The organism is Desulfurococcaceae archaeon, from assembly GCA_038845865.1.
Taxonomy (GTDB): Archaea; Thermoproteota; Thermoprotei_A; order Sulfolobales; family Desulfurococcaceae; genus UBA285.
The window spans coordinates 80,452-97,889 of the sequence record JAWBQJ010000001.1 but is presented as its reverse complement, the minus strand read 5'-3'; the positions used below and the strand labels follow the sequence as shown (position 1 = coordinate 97,889).

General features: G+C 48.1%; 18 protein-coding genes. 9 read left to right on the top strand and 9 right to left on the bottom strand.

The window, feature by feature from the left end; all coding sequences use genetic code 11:
* Nucleotides 1-238 precede the first annotated feature (238 nt).
* Nucleotides 239-988, top strand: a complete 750-nt coding sequence (locus QXU03_00500; protein ID MEM2170229.1) for a slipin family protein — start codon at nucleotides 239-241, stop codon at nucleotides 986-988.
* Nucleotides 985-2,358, top strand: a complete 1,374-nt coding sequence (locus QXU03_00495; GenBank protein ID MEM2170228.1) for an NfeD family protein — start codon at nucleotides 985-987, stop codon at nucleotides 2,356-2,358. The genes QXU03_00500 and QXU03_00495 overlap by 4 nt, the downstream gene beginning before the upstream one ends.
* A gap of 6 nt (nucleotides 2,359-2,364) precedes the next feature.
* Here QXU03_00495 and QXU03_00490 read toward each other — a convergent pair whose 3' ends face one another.
* From QXU03_00490 to QXU03_00470, 5 genes are all read right to left on the bottom strand, one after another.
* On the bottom strand, nucleotides 2,365-3,207 hold the full coding sequence (locus tag QXU03_00490) for a methyltransferase domain-containing protein (GenBank protein MEM2170227.1): 843 nt from the start codon (nucleotides 3,205-3,207) through the stop codon (nucleotides 2,365-2,367).
* A 5-nt stretch (nucleotides 3,208-3,212) separates the two neighbouring features.
* Nucleotides 3,213-3,923, bottom strand: coding sequence for a deoxyribose-phosphate aldolase (deoC, locus tag QXU03_00485; GenBank protein ID MEM2170226.1), 711 nt, complete (start codon nucleotides 3,921-3,923; stop codon nucleotides 3,213-3,215).
* 95 nt (nucleotides 3,924-4,018) lie between these two features.
* The gene (gcvH, locus tag QXU03_00480) at nucleotides 4,019-4,444 is read right to left on the bottom strand and encodes a glycine cleavage system protein GcvH (protein ID MEM2170225.1); all 426 of its coding nucleotides are present in this window, start codon (nucleotides 4,442-4,444) and stop codon (nucleotides 4,019-4,021) included.
* Between the two features lie 43 nt (nucleotides 4,445-4,487).
* Nucleotides 4,488-5,831 (bottom strand): serine hydroxymethyltransferase, encoded by a 1,344-nt coding sequence (glyA, locus tag QXU03_00475; protein ID MEM2170224.1) that lies wholly within the window; start codon nucleotides 5,829-5,831, stop codon nucleotides 4,488-4,490.
* 71 nt (nucleotides 5,832-5,902) lie between these two features.
* Nucleotides 5,903-7,018: a glycine cleavage system aminomethyltransferase GcvT gene (locus QXU03_00470; protein MEM2170223.1), complete on the bottom strand. Its 1,116-nt coding sequence runs from the start codon at nucleotides 7,016-7,018 to the stop codon at nucleotides 5,903-5,905.
* 83 nt (nucleotides 7,019-7,101) lie between these two features.
* On the opposite strand from QXU03_00470, the gene gcvPA reads away from it, so the two are divergent.
* From gcvPA to QXU03_00445, 5 genes are all read left to right on the top strand, one after another.
* Nucleotides 7,102-8,520 carry an aminomethyl-transferring glycine dehydrogenase subunit GcvPA gene (gcvPA, locus tag QXU03_00465; GenBank protein MEM2170222.1) on the top strand — a complete coding sequence of 473 codons (1,419 nt, stop codon included), beginning with the start codon at nucleotides 7,102-7,104 and terminating at the stop codon, nucleotides 8,518-8,520.
* Nucleotides 8,513-10,072, top strand: a complete 1,560-nt coding sequence (gene gcvPB, locus QXU03_00460) for an aminomethyl-transferring glycine dehydrogenase subunit GcvPB (protein MEM2170221.1) — start codon at nucleotides 8,513-8,515, stop codon at nucleotides 10,070-10,072. Before gcvPA ends, gcvPB begins: the two co-directional genes overlap by 8 nt.
* Nucleotides 10,069-11,439 carry a dihydrolipoyl dehydrogenase gene (gene lpdA / locus QXU03_00455; protein MEM2170220.1) on the top strand — a complete coding sequence of 457 codons (1,371 nt, stop codon included), beginning with the start codon at nucleotides 10,069-10,071 and terminating at the stop codon, nucleotides 11,437-11,439. Before gcvPB ends, lpdA begins: the two co-directional genes overlap by 4 nt.
* 72 nt (nucleotides 11,440-11,511) lie before the next feature.
* Nucleotides 11,512-12,168, top strand: coding sequence for a hypothetical protein (locus QXU03_00450; GenBank protein MEM2170219.1), 657 nt, complete (start codon nucleotides 11,512-11,514; stop codon nucleotides 12,166-12,168).
* 46 nt (nucleotides 12,169-12,214) lie between these two features.
* Nucleotides 12,215-13,150 (top strand): trypsin-like peptidase domain-containing protein, encoded by a 936-nt coding sequence (locus QXU03_00445; protein ID MEM2170218.1) that lies wholly within the window; start codon nucleotides 12,215-12,217, stop codon nucleotides 13,148-13,150.
* Here the strand turns inward: QXU03_00445 and QXU03_00440 are convergent.
* Nucleotides 13,144-13,281: a hypothetical protein gene (locus QXU03_00440; GenBank protein ID MEM2170217.1), complete on the bottom strand. Its 138-nt coding sequence runs from the start codon at nucleotides 13,279-13,281 to the stop codon at nucleotides 13,144-13,146. The genes QXU03_00445 and QXU03_00440 overlap by 7 nt on opposite strands.
* 529 nt (nucleotides 13,282-13,810) lie before the next feature.
* On the opposite strand from QXU03_00440, the gene QXU03_00435 reads away from it, so the two are divergent.
* Nucleotides 13,811-14,911, top strand: coding sequence for a M42 family metallopeptidase (locus QXU03_00435; GenBank protein MEM2170216.1), 1,101 nt, complete (start codon nucleotides 13,811-13,813; stop codon nucleotides 14,909-14,911).
* Between the two features lie 34 nt (nucleotides 14,912-14,945).
* On the opposite strand, the gene QXU03_00430 is transcribed toward QXU03_00435, so the two are convergent.
* Together QXU03_00430 and QXU03_00425 are read right to left on the bottom strand one after the other, a co-directional pair.
* Complete coding sequence (locus tag QXU03_00430; GenBank protein MEM2170215.1) at nucleotides 14,946-15,473, bottom strand: DUF488 family protein; 528 nt, start codon at nucleotides 15,471-15,473, stop codon at nucleotides 14,946-14,948.
* 190 nt (nucleotides 15,474-15,663) lie between these two features.
* Nucleotides 15,664-16,053 carry a hypothetical protein gene (locus QXU03_00425; GenBank protein MEM2170214.1) on the bottom strand — a complete coding sequence of 130 codons (390 nt, stop codon included), beginning with the start codon at nucleotides 16,051-16,053 and terminating at the stop codon, nucleotides 15,664-15,666.
* A 284-nt stretch (nucleotides 16,054-16,337) separates the two neighbouring features.
* Here QXU03_00425 and QXU03_00420 point away from each other — a divergent pair, with 284 nt between their 5' ends.
* Entirely contained in the window at nucleotides 16,338-16,766 is a 429-nt protein-coding gene (locus QXU03_00420; protein ID MEM2170213.1) for a hypothetical protein, read from the top strand.
* A 109-nt stretch (nucleotides 16,767-16,875) separates the two neighbouring features.
* On the opposite strand, the gene QXU03_00415 is transcribed toward QXU03_00420, so the two are convergent.
* Complete coding sequence (locus QXU03_00415) at nucleotides 16,876-17,358, bottom strand: NUDIX hydrolase (protein ID MEM2170212.1); 483 nt, start codon at nucleotides 17,356-17,358, stop codon at nucleotides 16,876-16,878.
* Nucleotides 17,359-17,438: the final 80 nt, after the last annotated feature.

Genomic DNA, 17,438 nt, shown 5'->3' with positions numbered 1-17,438 from the left:
AGATGATAATTAAAAGCGTCACCAGGCCCTAACTCTCCTCAAAGGTCCACGAAATACGTGCCCTTAGGGGCTTCTGCGTGTTTTTATCACCGTGCTTGGTGTCGAGGAGTGCTGTATATGTGTGTGCACGTAACAAGTAATACGTATATAACAGCGTTTCACGTTATCTACAAGTGGTGGGTTAAACTTGCCCGAGCTATGGCAATTAGTACTCCTACTCGTTGTCTTACTGATAGGCATGCCTATACTGGTGTCCGCTATTAAAGTCGTCAAAGAGTACGAAAGGCTCGTGGTTTTCAGGCTGGGAAGGCTACGTGGCGCGATCGGCCCTGGACTCGTCTTTGTCATGCCTTTCGTAGACACCGTTAACAAGGTTGACTTAAGGGTGGTCACAGTTGACGTACCAAAGCAAGAAATACTTACGCGAGACAATGTGAGCGTGACTGTAGATGCTGTTGTCTACTACAGGGTCATAGACCCCATAGCTGCCGTAACCAGGCTAGCTAATTACCACTATGCCGTGAGTCTACTAGCGCAGACCGTTTTAAGAGACATTCTCGGGCAAGCCGACCTCGATGATCTTTTACAGAGAAGAGACGAGCTAAATAAGAAGATAACCGGGATTCTAGACGAAATGACCATTCCATGGGGTATAAAAATTGCAGCTGTAACGATTAAGACGGTTGAATTACCGGAGGAAATGAAGCGGGCCATGGCCAAGCAGGCTGAAGCGGAGAGGTGGAGGCGGGCTAGGATAATCGAGGCTGAAGGAGAGAAGCAAGCATCAACGATACTAACGGAGGCTGCTAGACTTTACGAAGAGCACCCCGTTGCGCTGAGACTCAGGGAGCTTCAAACACTGATCGAAGTTGCGAGGGAAAAGTCTCTCGTCGTGGTAACAGAAGCAGGTGGAAGACTTTTCGGCGAAGTTGTGGCGGCTCAGAAGGCGCTAAAGGAGCATGAAAAGAGAACCGGTGGTACTGGGTGAAAATACCTCTTTTAGCGGTAGTGCTATCGGCTTTCATGGTTCTGAGCGTTCTAGCCTGTTTTACGCTAGCCTCAAACTTCGGTTTTTTAACATACTCCTCTAGCGATTTCGGCGAGGAGAGGGTGGTTTCTAAGGCGGTTGTCGTCGAGATAGCCCCTCCGTGGGATACCATTGACAGCGGGGCGGCGGAGTGCTTCCTTGACGCTGTTAAGTACGCGGAGTCTGCAGGTGCTATGCTACTGTACAAGGTTAACTCTTACGGTGGATATCTCGATGCAGCTTTCGCCATGGGGGATGCAGTCTACTACTCTCACGTGCCAGCAGTTGCTTACGTTGAAAATAAGGCTCTCAGCGCAGGTACGCTAATAATCCTCCCAGCAGACATCATTGCGCTTCAAAGGGGGTCAATTATAGGGGCAATGAAGCCCATAATGGTGAACCCTGTTACCGGAGAAGTAACGTTTGTAAATGAGTCGAAAATACTTGAGCCGATCATTGGTAAAGCCAAAGTTTACAGTGAGCCGAGAAGACGCAATGTTACATTGATAATGGATTTCATTGTCAACGCAAAGGTCGTAGACTCTTCTACGGCTACCTCGCTCGGAGTCGGGGACTTTGAAGTTGCTAATTTCGAGGAGCTCATCTCGAGGTTAAATGGGCTTGTAATCGAAAAGAGAGGGGTAAGGTACCGTCTCGAGGTGCCTGAAGGCTTCATTGAAGGCTATACGTGTAGCGTTAGGTCTAGATTCTTGTCACTACTATCTAACGCCTACTTGGCGAATGCCCTGCTAAGTGTAGGTGTTCTGGCAGCCATCTTTGCCCTAGCCTCAGGTAGGCTTGTTGTACTCCCACTCGCAGTAGCGCTGATACTACTTGGACTCGTGGGCACGGGAGTAAACCCCAACTTGGTATCGGTGTTCTTCATGCTGCTAGGTGCTATTTTACTAGCAGTAGAGCTCTTTATACTGCCAGGTTTCGGCGTAGTTGGAATAAGCGGTATTGTACTGATAACGCTCGGCTTCGCGCTGTTACCCATGTATATACCAACCGGTGTAGTGCCGCAAGGAGAGTACTTAATGGCTTTAAGGGCATTTATATTTGGAATGGCGACAACTCTGGGCACATTTCTCGGCATAGTACTATTCAAAGTGATTCAAGTGAAGCGCAAGAAACCAATATTGTACACCCCGGAGGGGAAGGAAGGCATAGTAGTGGAAGACATAAAGCCGGGGAAGGTGGGTTTCGTTAAAATAGAAGGTGAGTATTGGAGGGCTACATCCAGCAAGGAGATCAATGCGGGGGAGAGAGTGGTGGTTGTCTCCATGAAATCCGATGGCGTTTTAGTTGTGGAAAAGAAAACTATGGAGTAAGGAGTCTTACGGGTAAAGGACCCCGATCTTTAACAGCCCTTCAATAAGCCTACCTGAAACCAGCTTCGTTACGACACCACGTTCTCTTAACCTTTCATCGATGTAGTTTACGGCATCCTCCAATCTGTATGCATTAGATCCCACGATGAAATTTACGTTTAACCCAAAGCTCGGTATCCAGAACCAATACTCCGAAACGTGCTTAAACGAGCTTTTAACATTGTTTAGCACGTACTTGTATTCTCCTGGGTAGAAGTAACTACTACCAGCTTGAGTTACCACGACGCCTTCAGGCTTTAATATCCTCTTAATCTCGGCAAACGCCTCCGAGCTGTAAAGCGGTCGGGCGACTTCGCTCGCGTAGGGGTCCGTCAAGTCCATGATTACGACGTCGAAGTAGCTACTCGGTCCCCGCTTAATGTAGTCTTTACCGTCCATTATAATGACCTTGCTACGGGGATCGTCAAAACTACCTTGATGCATGTGTTCAAGGTACTTCTTCGAGAATTCTACCACGACCGGGTCTATGTCGACCATCACCACTTCCTTAACAGTATTATGCTTTAAAACCTCTCTTAGAGTAGCACCTTCTCCACCGCCTAGTATTAGTACTTTCTCGGGGTTTCGGTGGAGAGCCATGGCGGGGTGTACCAAGAGTTCATGGTATATGTGCTCATCCTTCTCTGTGCTTTGTATGAACTTATCTAGTAGTAAGCTCTTGCCAAAACCCTCGATCTCAGCGAACACTACTTCCTGGTAGGGCGATTTCTCTAACGCAAATACTCTGTTAACCTTAAGCAACAGCTTTAAGTGCATGCCAGCGGGCTCTATTACGTATACTCCCTCCATGTCTACTATCCCCCTAATTCTTCTCTCAATCTAATGTACTCTTCCATAATCTTATCTCCGTTACTAGTCCCAATCCTATTAGCACCTGCACTGATCATCACTAGTGCATCTAATGCATGCCTAATGCCGCCCGACGCCTTAACTGCTATCCTGCCTCTACTAGCCCTGACAAGCAACGATACATCGTGAACGGTTACAACCGGCCCTAAAAAGCCTGTACATGTTTTGACGAAGTCAGCCCCCGCCTTTACAATCATGTCTACGGCTTTAACCTTCTCCTCGTCTCCGAGAAGACCGGTCTCGATGATCACCTTGACGGCTTTAACGCCGCGGCTTTTAGCGGCTTGTACTACGCTCTTAATATCTAGTAAGACCCGGTTGTAATCAGCGGATTTAAAGGCATTGATGTTCATAACCATGTCTATTTCACTTACGCCTAGCTCTGCCGCCTCGATGGCCTCCGCGACCTTGGCCCTCGTGGAAGTGTTGCCCAGCGGAAAGCCTACGACGACCCCTAAATCAATGCTTCTACCTGCGATCTCAAGCACCTTCTCGGCAAGCGATAGCGGAACCATTAACAGCTTAAACCCGTACTTCTTAACGTCTTCGATGTATTTTTCCAGTGCTTCGTAGCTTGCATCAGGCCGTAGGAAAGTGTGATCTATTACCTTCGCGAGTTCCCCTGGACTTGGAGCGTGCGTGATGCTCCACAACATACACTTCCACCTCTACGTATTACTGTAGAGGCGACTTAAGTACGCCTTTCCTGTGCAATTGGCTTTTAGCTAAGAAGGGGGGTGTGGGTAAAAAGCTACCTCTTACTCTCCTTAATCTTCTCGGCGTACTTTTCGGGTGTAAGTAGAGACTCGTATTCTGAAAGGTCTGTGGGCTCTATCGCGATGATCCAGCCCTCTCCATAGGGATCCTTATTGAGGAGCTCTGGTGATGTTTCCAGTTGTCTATTCACTTCGACGATCCTTCCAGATACCGGTGCACAATACGGTGCAGTAGCTTTTACGGAGTCTATCATACCTAACTCCTCTCCCTTTCTAACTACTCTTCCCACTGTGGGTAGCTCTACCGCCACGATGTCTTTAAGCTCCTTCTGAGCGTAGTCCGTTATGCCACAGCGGACTCTTCTACCTTCTAGAAGCGCCCATTCATCCGTCTCGGTATATTTTCTGTCCACCTTCACAACGTACTCCTTACCTTTCACTTTGACCAGTATGTCGCTCAATGGGCGTCACCGTGCGAGTAAATGCATGATGCGCATAAAAAAGCTATTCCTCGGCGTGTAGCATTGTTTTTAGCAACCTGACTTCATCCTCTCTAGTGATCTTAAAACCGTAGTGCACCTCCAGGAATTCCTTTCTGAATTCAATGACTTTGCGCCTCACTTCAGCGGGGTCCCTTTTGTCTATTAAAATCATCTTCATAAACCTCGCTATTTCGCGCATTTCACCCTCTTTCATGCCCCACCGGGTGAGCTCTTGCGTTCCTAATCTAAGCCCGCTGGGATCTTTAACGTCCTCGGGTCTATCATAGGGTAGCATGTTCTTGTTAACGATGATATTCGCCTCTTCTAGTAATATAGCGCACTTCGTTCCCCTACCCAGCTGCGAGACGTCTATCACTGCCTGGTGGCTTGACGTGTAACCGAGGTGCTCTAGTGCGACCTTGAAACCCTCAGCGGCGAGGGCTTCGGCAAGCGCCTTTGAATTCCTAACTACCTGTTGGGCATAATCCCTTCCCCAGATCTTCATCTCAATGGCTGTTACGCCCGTTGCAGCTAACCTATGTAAGTGGTGGTTCGACACGAACATGGGGAACACCACTTTACCGACCTCTTTGTAATCTCCCTCATTAGAGGTAGCTATTAGACCTCCCTGCGGTCCGGGAAATGTCTTATGAGTAGATGATGTTATGACGTCCGCACCTAGCTTTAGTGGGTTTTCCCACACCCCGCCTACTATGAGCCCTAACACGTGCGCTACGTCGTGTATTACCTTGGCGCCGACAGCATGTGCTACCTCGGAAATCTCTTTTGTCGGGTGTGGGAAGAGGTATAGCGATCCGCCCAGCGTGACGATCTTCGGCTTGATCTGCTCAATGAGCTTGACTGCTTTCTCCACGTCTATGTTCCAGTTTTCAAGATCCACCGGTAGCTCTATTTGCTCTATTCCAAGTGCTCCCAGAGTACCAAACCTAGTGTGGCTTACGTGCGCGCCTGCCTGTACAGGTGCTACTGTGGCCTTGTCACCGGGCTTGGTGAAGGCCCTGAACACTGAGGCGTTAGCAGTTGTACCGCTAATAGGCCTTAAATCCACATATTCTGTTCCGAGTAATTCACCTACGAGTTTTTGCACCTTGACCTCTAAGGCGTCAACGTATCTCAGGCCCTGGTAAAACCTCTTATACGGCTTACCTTCAGCATACCTGTGCATAGAGTCATTCATGTACAGCAACATAGCTAACGGAGACATGACATTTTCACTCGCAATCATGTTGATACAGTCTCTCTTCCTCCATAGCGTGTGATTTACTGTAAGTTCAACCACCTCCTTGAGGTCTGGGTAGAGGTCTATTAGCGCGTTTAAGCCCGGCGACTCTCCATATTCCGCCATCTAAAATCCCCAAGTTAAGCTAGCACAGGGAATTTAATATCTATCCTCGAGGCACCAGTAGTTGAGCACGATTACCTCTTGTCTATGAACGGAAAGTCCACGATCTTAGCCGGATACCGCCTTCCATGTATTTCGACGCTCACTTCCTCGCCGAACACTGAATACCTTGTGTCAACGTACGCCATCGCGATACCCCGGTTCAATACCGGAGAATAGCACCCACTGGTAATCCAGCCAATCCATACATCGTCCACGTACACGCCATGTCCTGGCCGCGGAAATAGCCTACCAGCCTCCTTACCCATCCTTAACCCAATCCTGATCCATCTAACGCCTTCCCTTCTACAGGCCCTTAGAGCCTCTTCGCCCACAAATCCGCGCTTCTCCCAGGAGATAGCCCCCATACCGTATCTAAGTGAGATCGCGCAGGGGTACTTTAAGGGGTCTTCGCCGTATTCGTGTTCGCCTAGAACGAACCCCATCTCAACTCTAAGGGTATCCCTAGCTATGAGGCCAGCAGGCTTGACGCCCCTAGCTAACAATGCATCTACGAGTTTCTTGATCTCTCCATGTTCACCCCATACTTCAAACCCGTCTTCACCGGTCCACCCACTTCTACTTACCAAGAATACCTTCGAATTTCCTATTTCCTCGTTTAACCTGAATTCAAGCGGTTTCAGATCACCGGTCCACCTTGCTCCAAGAGATTCCAATGTTCCTGGCGAGTCGGGCCCTTGGATCGCTATCATGGAGTACTTGTCAGTCATGTCTACGACCTCGACTTTGTAGTTCTTCTCGTTTATTATCCAGTTGAAGTACTTCAACATCTTTTCCCTGGCAAGCGCGTTAGGTACGACTAGCCACTCCTCGTCACTAACCCTATATAACATCTCGTCGTCCCGAACTCTCGCCAACCCGGTTAAGGCCAGGGTAGGGCCGCTCATAAAGCTCTGCTTGGTCTTAGAAAGATCCTTCGTGTAAATGTACTGTATGAATGGTACGACATCGGGCCCCCTTAACAGGACCCTACCCATATGTGAAACGTCGAAGAATGCTACGCTGGTTCTAACAGCCAGGTGTTCTTCTATCGCGTTCGTAAACCTCATCGGTACCTCCCAGTCCCCAAACAAGCCCAACTCCGCGCCCAGCTTCTCGACGTAGAAATCTAGTAGAGCTATTCTAGGCATAAACTACACCGGTTTCTATGTAAACGGTGAGAAAGTAAAAATATTTTATTCCAACCAGCGTATAACAGCACGGTGCCATAGAGTTGAATGGCACACACCCCTGGATACCCTCGTTCACGCGTGAACAAGTTGAAAAAATGCTTAGAGTAGTAGGCGTTAAGAGCGTTGAAGAGCTCTTTAGCGATGTCCCCGTACAAGTAAGAATCCCGAGGGAGCTGTGGGAAAAGCTGAATATAGGTGTCGGTAGGCCCCTATCCGAGATCGAGGCGAGGAGGATTATTGAAAAGAAGCTTTCCAAGAACGCGAATCTCCGCTCGCCTCCATTTATGGGTGGTGGAGTCTACCCGCACTACGTTCCGCCATTGGTAAAGTATATCGTGTCACGTGGTGAGTTTTTAACGGCCTACACTCCATACCAGGCTGAAATATCGCAAGGACTAATGCAAGCGCTTTTCGAGTATCAAAGCCTGATCGCAGAGCTGTTGGAAATGGACGTGGTCAACGCCTCAATGTACGATTGGGGATCGGCCGCGGCTGAAGCGGTGTTAATGGCTTTGAGGGTGAACAAGGGTAGAAAAAAAGTCATTTTACCGGCGAACATGAACCCGTTTCATCGGAAAGTGGTTGAAACGTATACACACCCTCACAGTATTATACTCGTTACAGTGCCTTACGATAGGCACCGTGGGGTGGTTGATTTAGAAGAGCTGAAGAAGCTGGTGGATGAAGACACAGCAGCTATTTACCTCCAGTACCCTAACTTCTTCGGGGTGGTAGAGTCCGAGGCCAAGGCGGTTGGTGAAATTGCTCACGAGAAGAAGGCTCTGTTTATCACAGGAGTGTACCCAATAGCTTTAGGCCTGCTTAAATCCCCGGGAGAGCTCGGCGCAGACATAGCCGTTGGCGAAGGACAGCCGCTAGGTCTAGGGCTTAACTATGGTGGCCCCTATTTAGGCATTTTCGCAACGCGGTTTGAAACGAACCTCCTAAGGCAGATGCCGGGCAGGATCATGGGATTGGCTGAGTCTAGAGATGGTGAGAGAGCCTTCGCGATGATATTGCAAACAAGAGAGCAACACATTAGGAGAGAAAAAGCAACCTCCAATATATGCACGAACGAGGCGTTAGTAGCGATAGCTGCAGCCGTTTACCTTTCAATGTTGGGTAAAAACGGTATTGTAAAACTAGCAGAAACGAACTACTACATAGCGCATTACGCGTGGAAAAAAATGAAAGAGGTAGGGCTTAACGTGGAAGTGTTTGAAGAAGACTTCTTCAACGAGTTCCTCGTTTCATTTAATGAAACTGGGCTATCGTACACTAACGTGCACGAAAAGCTACTCCATCGTGGAGTTCATGGAGGACTTTACATTAAGGACTTCTACCCGGAGCTGGGTGAAACGGCTCTCTTCGCCTTTACAGAGCTCCACCTCAAGGATGACATAGACTTCTTAGTCAAGAGCTTAGCAGAGATTACGGGTAACGGGGATGAGGATGTTTAGGCAAGCAAAGTGGACAGAACCACTGGTATTTGAGCTCGGAGCTCCAGGCAGGGTCGGGATATCACTGCCTGAAGTAGAAGACAACGTGAAAAAGCTCGTAGGTGAGATCAGGCTACCCAAAAGCATCAGGAGAAGCAGTCCACCCAGCCTACCGGAACTGAGCGAAGTAGAGGTGATCCGGCACTTTACACGGCTAACTCAGATGGCCTACGGCGTGGACAACGGGCCAGTCCCACTAGGCTCTTGCACGATGAAGTATAATCCCAGGATCTCGTGGGATGTAGCGTTTAACAGCGATATAAGCCTAATCCATCCACTACAAGACGAGAAGACCGTTCAGGGATTACTTGAAATTATGTATGAACTCCAAATGTGGCTAGCCAGTATAGTTGGTATGGATGTATGCACTCTACATCCGGCTGCAGGAGCTCACGGAGAGCTCGCGGGCGTATTAATTATAAGAAAGTACCACGAGCTGAAGGGGCAAATAAGCACGAAGACGGATATCATAGTGCCCGATAGTGCTCACGGAACAAACCCCGCAAGCGCAGCAATGGCTGGCTTTAGAGTTATAGAGGTGCCTTCAGCAAGTGACGGTAATGTAGACATGGATGCACTAAAATCCGTTATAGGGAGGTCCACGGCCGGCCTGATGATCACCAATCCCAGCACGCTAGGCCTCTTCGAAGAGCATATACTCGAAGTAGCCAATCTTGTACATGAATACGATGCATTACTGTACTATGATGGCGCGAACCTAAACGGCATCATGGGGTATGCGAGGCCCGGTGACATGGAATTCGACATAGCACACATAAACATACATAAGACTTTCAGTTCACCTCACGGCGGTGGAGGTCCAGGTGCTGGTCCTATATGCATTAGAGACAGGCTTGTTGACCCCGAGAGGAATATATGGTTAAGGGACATCGTACCGGGGATAATAGTGATCTATGACGAGAAAACCGGTGTTTACAAGCTGAAGTGGCCAGGACCCCACAGTCCAGGGCTACTAAGATCGTTCTTCGCCAACACCGTACCGTTGCTCTGGGCTTATGTGTACATACTAATGATGGGTCCTCAGGGTCTGAAAAAAGCCACGGAGCACGCTGTACTAGTAACAAACTACTTCGCTAAGCTCGTAGAAAACATCCGGGGTTTCGAAATACCTTACGGTAAGGGCCGGTTTAGGAAACACGAAATTGTTCTCAGCGCTAAGCCTATGGCCGACGAAACAGGGATAACAGCCGAGGATGTCGCAAAAGCGCTCCTCGACGCCGGGCTTCACGCACCTACGATGTACTTCCCACTAATAGTCAAAGAGGCTCTCCAAATAGAGTTCACGGAGACCGAGACACCCGAGAACATCGAGAGATATGCTGAGAAGCTTAAAGAAATAAGTAATTTAGCTTATGAAAAGCCCGAGGAACTCAAGAAATCTCCTGAAAATACTAGCGTTAAGAGAGTAGACATAGTGAAAGCGAATCACCCGAAGTACGTTGCCCCTACGTGGAGAGTATATGTTAAGAGGGTGAAAGGGGAAATACAGTGAAGTATGATGCCGTGGTCATAGGCTCAGGTATAGGCGGCTACCCAGCCGCTCTATACCTCGCTGATAAGGGCTTGCAAGTAGCGGTTATCGAGGAGCACCTCGTAGGAGGAGAATGTACAAATTATGGTTGCGTGCCGAGCAAGGCCTTATACCAGTTCGCAGAGTCGCTGAAAAGCATTGAAAAAGTTGGCGGTACGACATCGTACAAGTGGTATAACCTCGTAGAGTGGGTTAAGGGAATTGTCAAAGATGCTAGAGAGGGTTTAGAGTACCTCCTCGAATCACGTGAAATAGCATTGTATAGAGGTAGGGGGAGGCTTCTAAGCACGCACAAAATTGAAGTGATCACGGAAGAGAGGCACTTTGAGCTGGAAACGGGCAAGATACTATTAGCACTGGGCACAGATCCAGCCGACATACCGGTAGCTAGATTTGATGGTAAAGGCATTATCAGTAACAGGGAAGCGCTATTTCTCGAAGAAAAGCCCTCGAAGATTTTAATTGTGGGAGGCGGTGTCATTGGCGTAGAGCTGGCTAACGCTTATTCGGCACTTGGAATCGAAGTGGTGCTGGTGGAACTTCTGGATCACATCCTCCCATTTACCGATAAAGATATAGCGTTAGCGCTGAAAGCCCACCTCACCCAGAGGAATGTAAGAATACTTGAAAAAACAACAATTAAGAAAGTAGAAGCCTCTAGTGGAAGGTACTTGGTAGAGCTGTCTACTGGTGAGAAGTTGGATGTAGATAGGGTTGTAGTTGCCGTTGGAAGGAGGCCGAAAACGGGAAATGTAGGCCTCGAAAACGCTAATGTGCAACTCGATCAGAGGGGGTACATAAAGGTGAATGAAGACCTCAAAACGAGTGCAGCTAATGTTTACGCTACAGGAGATGTAGTAGGTGGTCCTCTTTTGGCGCACAAAGCGCTCTTAGAGAGCATAGCCGCGGCCAAGAATATTGCCGGTGAAGAATCCTTCAAAGTAGACTACAAACTCGTACCAATGACCATTTTTACCGGGCTTGAAATAGCATCAATAGGGTATACTGAAAAGGAACTCGCGGCCATGAACGTGAAATACGCTAAGTATAGAATTCCATTATACTTCCTCTCGGCAGTGAAGATCAAGGGCTTCAAGGGCGCTTTTGCCAAGATACTGCTAGATGAAAAGCACGAAATGGTATATGGCATTCACATAGTCGCCCCAAACGCATCGGAGGTGATATCGGCGTACTTACCGCTCTACCTCAACAGGATCTCTATTAGAGATGCCGCGAGAATACCGTATCCCCACTTAACGGTATCAGAGTCTCTAAGGGACTTCGCGGAATATATAATTGGAGAACCTATACATCTACTGAAAAAGTAGAGCTTGGGGGCGGCCTCGAGGGCGCTCAATTTATTAAGAAACTAAGTTCATCTATTACCATGGTGTCGTCTTGTGAGCTATATTGATGTAGATGAAAAGTTGCTGAGAAAGCACTGTTCTGACGACAAGATATGTTTTTGGAATCACGTCGTTCTAATAAACCCGATTGGTAGTGACGACACATATATCTTTGATTGTGCTCTTTACAAGCTGTTAAAGACAGAGTTCGAGGAATACCCGGATGCGAGGTTACTCTTAGCATTCAAAAGCCCTATTGCTCTATACCAGCTTCACTTTGCCAGCCAATTACATTATAAAAGACTCCCCGAGGTAGCATGTGATAAAGAAGAGGTTGAAAGCTACATCCGCAATACGCTTAAGACAATAGACGAGATGGTCGAGGAGGCGAGATCCCTCGTAGCAAGGCCCTCAGGAAAAGAGCAGTTCTTACGCTTCATTATACCTGCACGTACGGATAGGGCCGTTGCGCGGGGCGTATACTATGGTTTACTAGTTAAAAGGAGCATTCTAGATGAAATGGTGTCGAGACTGGGCTACGAAGGTGGATCTTTAAAGGCTAACGTTAAAGCCGTTTATGTGCTTCACAGCGTGGACTTGTCTAAAAAGGCATTCACGGCGCTTATCCGCGATAAGAGCGTTAAACTCAACGCGCACAGCAAGATGGTTAATTTAAACGCCCTTCTAAAGGCGCTCGAGACCTCACCATAAGCTTAATAACGAAGACCGGTTTATTAGTGCTTCGAGGTGAGAGGTTTTGAGCATTAAAGACCTTAGTAGAGAAATAGCAACCGTAGTAAAGCAAGTAAAACCATCCGTAGTCACGATTTCCACCGAGATTCCACACCCCTTACTCTTCTTCGGCTACGAGCCCGTAAGAGGCTATGGCTCAGGCTTTGTAGTAGTACCGGGCTACGTTGTCACGAACGCTCACGTGATACGAGGCGCTTCAAAGGTATCAGTGATATTTAGTGATGGATACGTAAGCGATGCCAGAATAATTGCAGCTGACCCTCACAGAGACCTAGCACTCTTGGAGACGGCTGAGCATGGCACCCCCATAAAGTTGGGGGACTCAAATAAGCTCGAGGTAGGGGAACTCGTGCTCGCTATAGGATCGCCGCTAGGCTTACTGGAAAACTCAGTAACGATGGGGGTTGTAAGTGCCGCTGGAAGGACCATAACGTCACAGAACATCATTTTAGAGGACGTTATACAGACGGATGCCGCCATAAACCCAGGAAATAGTGGTGGTCCCTTAGTGAACATAGAAGGTGAGGCGATAGGGGTTACGACAGCTATTATCCCGTTCGCGCAGGGTATAGGCTTTGCTATACCGATAAATACCGTAAAACGCTTCATTGAGATGGTTAATAAGTATGGTAGGCCCTTAAGGGCCTGGATCGGAGTATACGTGGCCCCGGTAAACCCTACAATGGCAGCACTTTACAAACTACCCTTATCGGAAGGGCTTATCGTAGTAAAAGTAGTGCCTGGTTTCCCAGCTGAGAGGAGCGGAATCACCGAAGGAGACATAATAGTTGCAGCTAATGGCAAACCCGTGAAGAGAACAGGCGAATTAAGAGAGGTAATTGAAGATAGCATTGAGAGAGGCTACATTGTGCTGGACCTAGTTCGAGGTAGGCGCAAGTTCACGGTCGAAGTGGAAGTCGCCGTAGAGGAAATTCAGTAAAGGAAATGCAAAGCAAGGTGAAATACGGGAAACACTACCACTAGAAATATTGCTGTAAGTAACGCCACTAGTACTAGTAGCGCTACCGCTTCGGGATTCCACCTGTACTTTTCCGCGAATATGGTGTTCATGACAGCCTCATGTAGTTGTTTTGAGTTTTTATGTCTGTTAATACTGGTTGATGTGTATGGATATGCTTGTAAGTACTCTGTATGTGGTATTATGTGGAGGTTGTTCGATGAGGGTTTGAGGGCCCATTAAGGCTCTCCCCGAGATGCTCAAGACGTGAGGTACCAGGAGTCACCCTGAACGCCCCTAAACCCGATGAAAACCCGAGCGGGATGCAGGGGAACAAGGATGAAACAATCCCATCGTTAAGACACCGAATACGGCTACGGCATTAATCCGTCTAAGTAAGGGGTTTGAGTTTCATGTTGGTTGGTATGGTTTGTTGCCAACTCTTGGCTTTACAGACCTCGGAGCACCATTTCATCGGTGTCCATGTCATCGGTCTCCACCCGTTCAGGCGGCTACTAATCCCGTAAATATTAGCGTCTCGTTCACGGTATCGCCACTTAATGTGCAGACCATGTGGATTTCAAGCAGGCTATTCATAGCTTATAACTCGGCTGGCTTAATACTGTAAAAGGGTGGTTCCGTGTGAATGCAAAGCAGGAGGTTCTAAACCTCTTAAAGCAACTAGCTGAAGTACCTGGCCCTAGTGGGCGTGAAGACTCGGTAAGGGCGATCGTATCGGAGTACCTAAAGCCTCATGTAGACAGGCTCTGGATAGACACTTGGGGCAACCTCGTTGGCTTGAAGAAGGGGTCTAGTGGTGAGGGCAGGTTAATGATAGCGGCGCACATGGACGAAATAGGCCTCTTCGTGTCACATATCGAGGATGATGGTTTTCTAAGGGTAGTTCCAATAGGTGGTGTGGCTGAGAGATCCCTACTGTACCAAAGAGTTATGTTAAAGACTCGGGATGGAAAGCTCCTGCGTGGAGTGGTTGGTCTAAAACCACTACATGTAGCCAAGCCCGAGGAACTCCAGAAGGTGCCAGAACTCAGGGAGCTGTTCGTAGATGTGGGGGCATCCTCGAAAGAAGAGGCGGATAAGATGGGTATCCGTGTAGGTGATATTCTCGTCTTTGACCGGGAAGTAGTCGAGTTAACCAGTGACCGAGTTACAGGTAAGGCTTTTGATGACCGCGTAGGGGTTACAACGCTGGTCAAGGCTGCACAAATGCTTGAGAGGCCGAGAGTAGACGTCTACTTCGTCGCTACCGTGCAGGAGGAGGTGGGACTAAAGGGCGCTAGGACGTCGGCATTCGCCATTTCCCCGGACGTGGCACTAGCAATTGACGTCACGATAGCGAGTGACGTTCCCGGCGTAGCTAAGAGTGAGTGGTACACTAAGCTGGGCAAGGGGCCGGCAATAAAAATAGCCGATGGTAGAAGCGCATCGGGTCTAATAGCCCATCCTAAAGTTGTCGATTTTCTAGTGCAAGTTGCGGAAAAGTACAGGATACCATACCAGGTAGAGATAATACCAGGTGGTACGACAGATGCTAGTGCTATAGCATTGAACAAGGAGGGGGTTCCCGCGGGCACGGTGTCCATTCCAACAAGATATATACACAGCCCAGTCGAGGTAGTTGATTTGAACGACGTTTACAACGCTGCACTGCTAGTTAAGCACTTTGCAGAGGAAGTTACACCGGAATGGCTTAGAGAAGTTAAAGGCCTAGTACTGAAGTAGCTGGAAACGTCTTCTCTTTTCATACTTTTTTTAGTTAGATGTATCTAAGCTCCCCACCATCTACTACGGCGCATTTACTTAACTTGTGCTCTACTAGCTTATCTCTTTCAACGATATGTAGCACTTTAAGTCCCTTAATCACGAGGTAGTCCGATAGGATTTTCCTATGGCATAGCCAAGGATATCTTTCTCTACACAGGATTGCGGAGGTGCTGTTAGATGCTAGCTCTAGTAGTTTTTCCAGGAATGGCACTACCTCGGGCTTGGTAGCTATATAAGTAGCGTAAGCTCTAAAACCCTCGGATTCGAAGCACTTAGCCATGCCGAGGTCTTCTACGTCAACACCGAACTTTCTATACCCACCAAGTACGGGTAACCAGTAGTATCTTACATTGTGCTTTTTCAAGGCTGACTCGAGGTTGTTGCCGGAGAATTCTGGGACTTTTAAAGACCTATTCCACCTCCTCACATCCACTACCACTTCGATGCCGTAGTACTTCAGCAGGTTTAGTAACTCGCTAAGCGACCTACCACCATAACCAACGCTGTAAACTACCTTCAACTCCGTACCACCGCTTACTATTACACTCCTCTCTAAATCCTCGTTACTAAGTCTCCAAGCCCGATGTCGTGTATCTGAAACACGTAGTTGTGTGTAGTGAGGCCTCTGACAGCTACTGGAACACGCGCTTTCAACCCCACTTGTAGCGGTTTATACGGTATTCGCGTTTCCGGTAGCCAAGCATACGTGACTAGACTACCTTTGGCTTCTTGGATGCATGTACGTAGATGCTTAATAATAAGTACACCAATGAAGCTGCTGTTGCAAGCCATATTCCCGGCTCAAGTTCAGCGATGCCGCCGCCGGTGGCGACATAGTGTAATGCCAGCCCGTACCACCAAGAAATGACAAGCAGTATACCGGTGAACATCAGGATGCTCGGTGCAATGACTAGCGAAAACCTACGAGTCTTCGTAAATACTGCAAGCAACCCCAGTACTAAGCCCACTAAATACGGGGCAGTGAAGGGCAGTAAGCCTAAGCCACTGTGTAATCCTCTATTAGATTCGCTCCAAGGCGCTAAGTACGCCATGAACACCAGAAGCCAAGAGACTACCAGTATTAAACGCAACTTATTCAAGGTTACAGCACCGAGCATTACAACAATTGAAATGGTCATAGTCCCTTATATTTCAGTAACGATGTCCAGCGCGCCTATGTATGTGTAGATCGCAGAACCCGTGCTAACATGCCTATACGACGGCGTACAGGGTAAGGGAATGCGAGGAGCTCGGCACGTATCGTGCCAGATGCTTAGAAGACTGCCCAGGTGCATGGTTATTAGGAGCTCAGTAATGAAATATTGAAGGGAGATCGGCAGAGCCTTGATCACTTTAACGGGGTTCCATCGGGGGTGGCGTAGTATTGAAACTCGTGAGGGGGAAATTAGTCCAAGTCGTTAGGCTTGTGCCCGTGTACATGGGGCTCGTGGTCTTCTACATCTATGGTTTTCTCTGGACGCGTATATCCAGAAGAGTTTCATCGATGAAGGGTATTTTACAGTTATTCTACTACGATTTCTTAAGGCTTAAACCAGAACACGTAGAGGTAATCAAATTAACTGATAGTGAGCTGGTAACGATCTCGCGCAATCCTTGCCCAATACTGAGGTTAACGCTACTACTAGGGCTCGATACGAAGTTCACTTGTAAAGTTATTTCCGAAACCGTTTGCAAATACGTCTTGAGACAGCTAGATCCCAACTTGGTTTTCGAGAGAGACTACAGCTACATTAGACCATACAGAGATGGATGCCTAGAAAGAATATCAAAAAAGAGCAAGGGCTCCCTCTAAATTCGAGCACCATTCTCGTTAGCGGGCACCGCACTGGTTTCCCAAGAGTCAGAACGGCGCGTGAACTGGGCTGGTCGCTGGAGAGCTTTCAGAAAGCCGGTTAGGAAGCTTATTGTTGCACGGACTCATGGTCTACATCTTCTAGTGGTAGCACCTGAATTCCGTATCTTTCAATTCTTTTAATAAGCCTCTTCGTCGTTCTTGACACGTTCGGAGAGCTCAACGCTTCGCCGAGATCGAACCAAGATGTGTCTAGAACATCGCTACCCGGCCTCAGCTCCCCTCTAGTCGTTGTGGAGTCGAATAGTATGTCTACTATTAAGTAGTGATACATGACCCTCTTCCCTCCATCATATACAATGTTGTTAAGTACCCAGAGTATACCGAGAGGCTCTGCTTCAAGTCCGGTTTCCTCCTTGAGTTCTCGTTTAGCTGCGTCTACTAACTTCTCACCTGCTTCAACTACTCCGCCTGGAATAGACCACTTACCGAGGCCAGGTGGATAGCCACGCTTAACCAGGAGAATTCTCCCCTCTTTTATTAAGACAGCCGCAACGGCCGCTATGGCGTGGCGCGGGTAGATTCTCTCCACGTTGTTGCACCCTTTTTAGTAAAAAAATTAGTAAAATAAGTTTAAGTGCTTGAGCTTATAAGAGGTATTCACGGTTTTGC

What these genes read in the sequence shown, in the direction of transcription:
- QXU03_00470 (MEM2170223.1), bottom strand. Translation starts at nt 7,018, where the DNA reads ATGCCTAGAATAGCTCTACTAGATTTCTACGTCGAGAAGCTGGGCGCG.
- gcvPB (MEM2170221.1), top strand. Translation starts at nt 8,513, where the DNA reads ATGTTTAGGCAAGCAAAGTGGACAGAACCACTGGTATTTGAGCTCGGA.
- QXU03_00500 (MEM2170229.1), top strand. Translation starts at nt 239, where the DNA reads ATGCCTATACTGGTGTCCGCTATTAAAGTCGTCAAAGAGTACGAAAGG.
- glyA (MEM2170224.1), bottom strand. Translation starts at nt 5,831, where the DNA reads ATGGCGGAATATGGAGAGTCGCCGGGCTTAAACGCGCTAATAGACCTC.
- QXU03_00490 (MEM2170227.1), bottom strand. Translation starts at nt 3,207, where the DNA reads ATGGAGGGAGTATACGTAATAGAGCCCGCTGGCATGCACTTAAAGCTG.
- QXU03_00440 (MEM2170217.1), bottom strand. Translation starts at nt 13,281, where the DNA reads ATGAACACCATATTCGCGGAAAAGTACAGGTGGAATCCCGAAGCGGTA.
- deoC (MEM2170226.1), bottom strand. Translation starts at nt 3,923, where the DNA reads ATGTTGTGGAGCATCACGCACGCTCCAAGTCCAGGGGAACTCGCGAAG.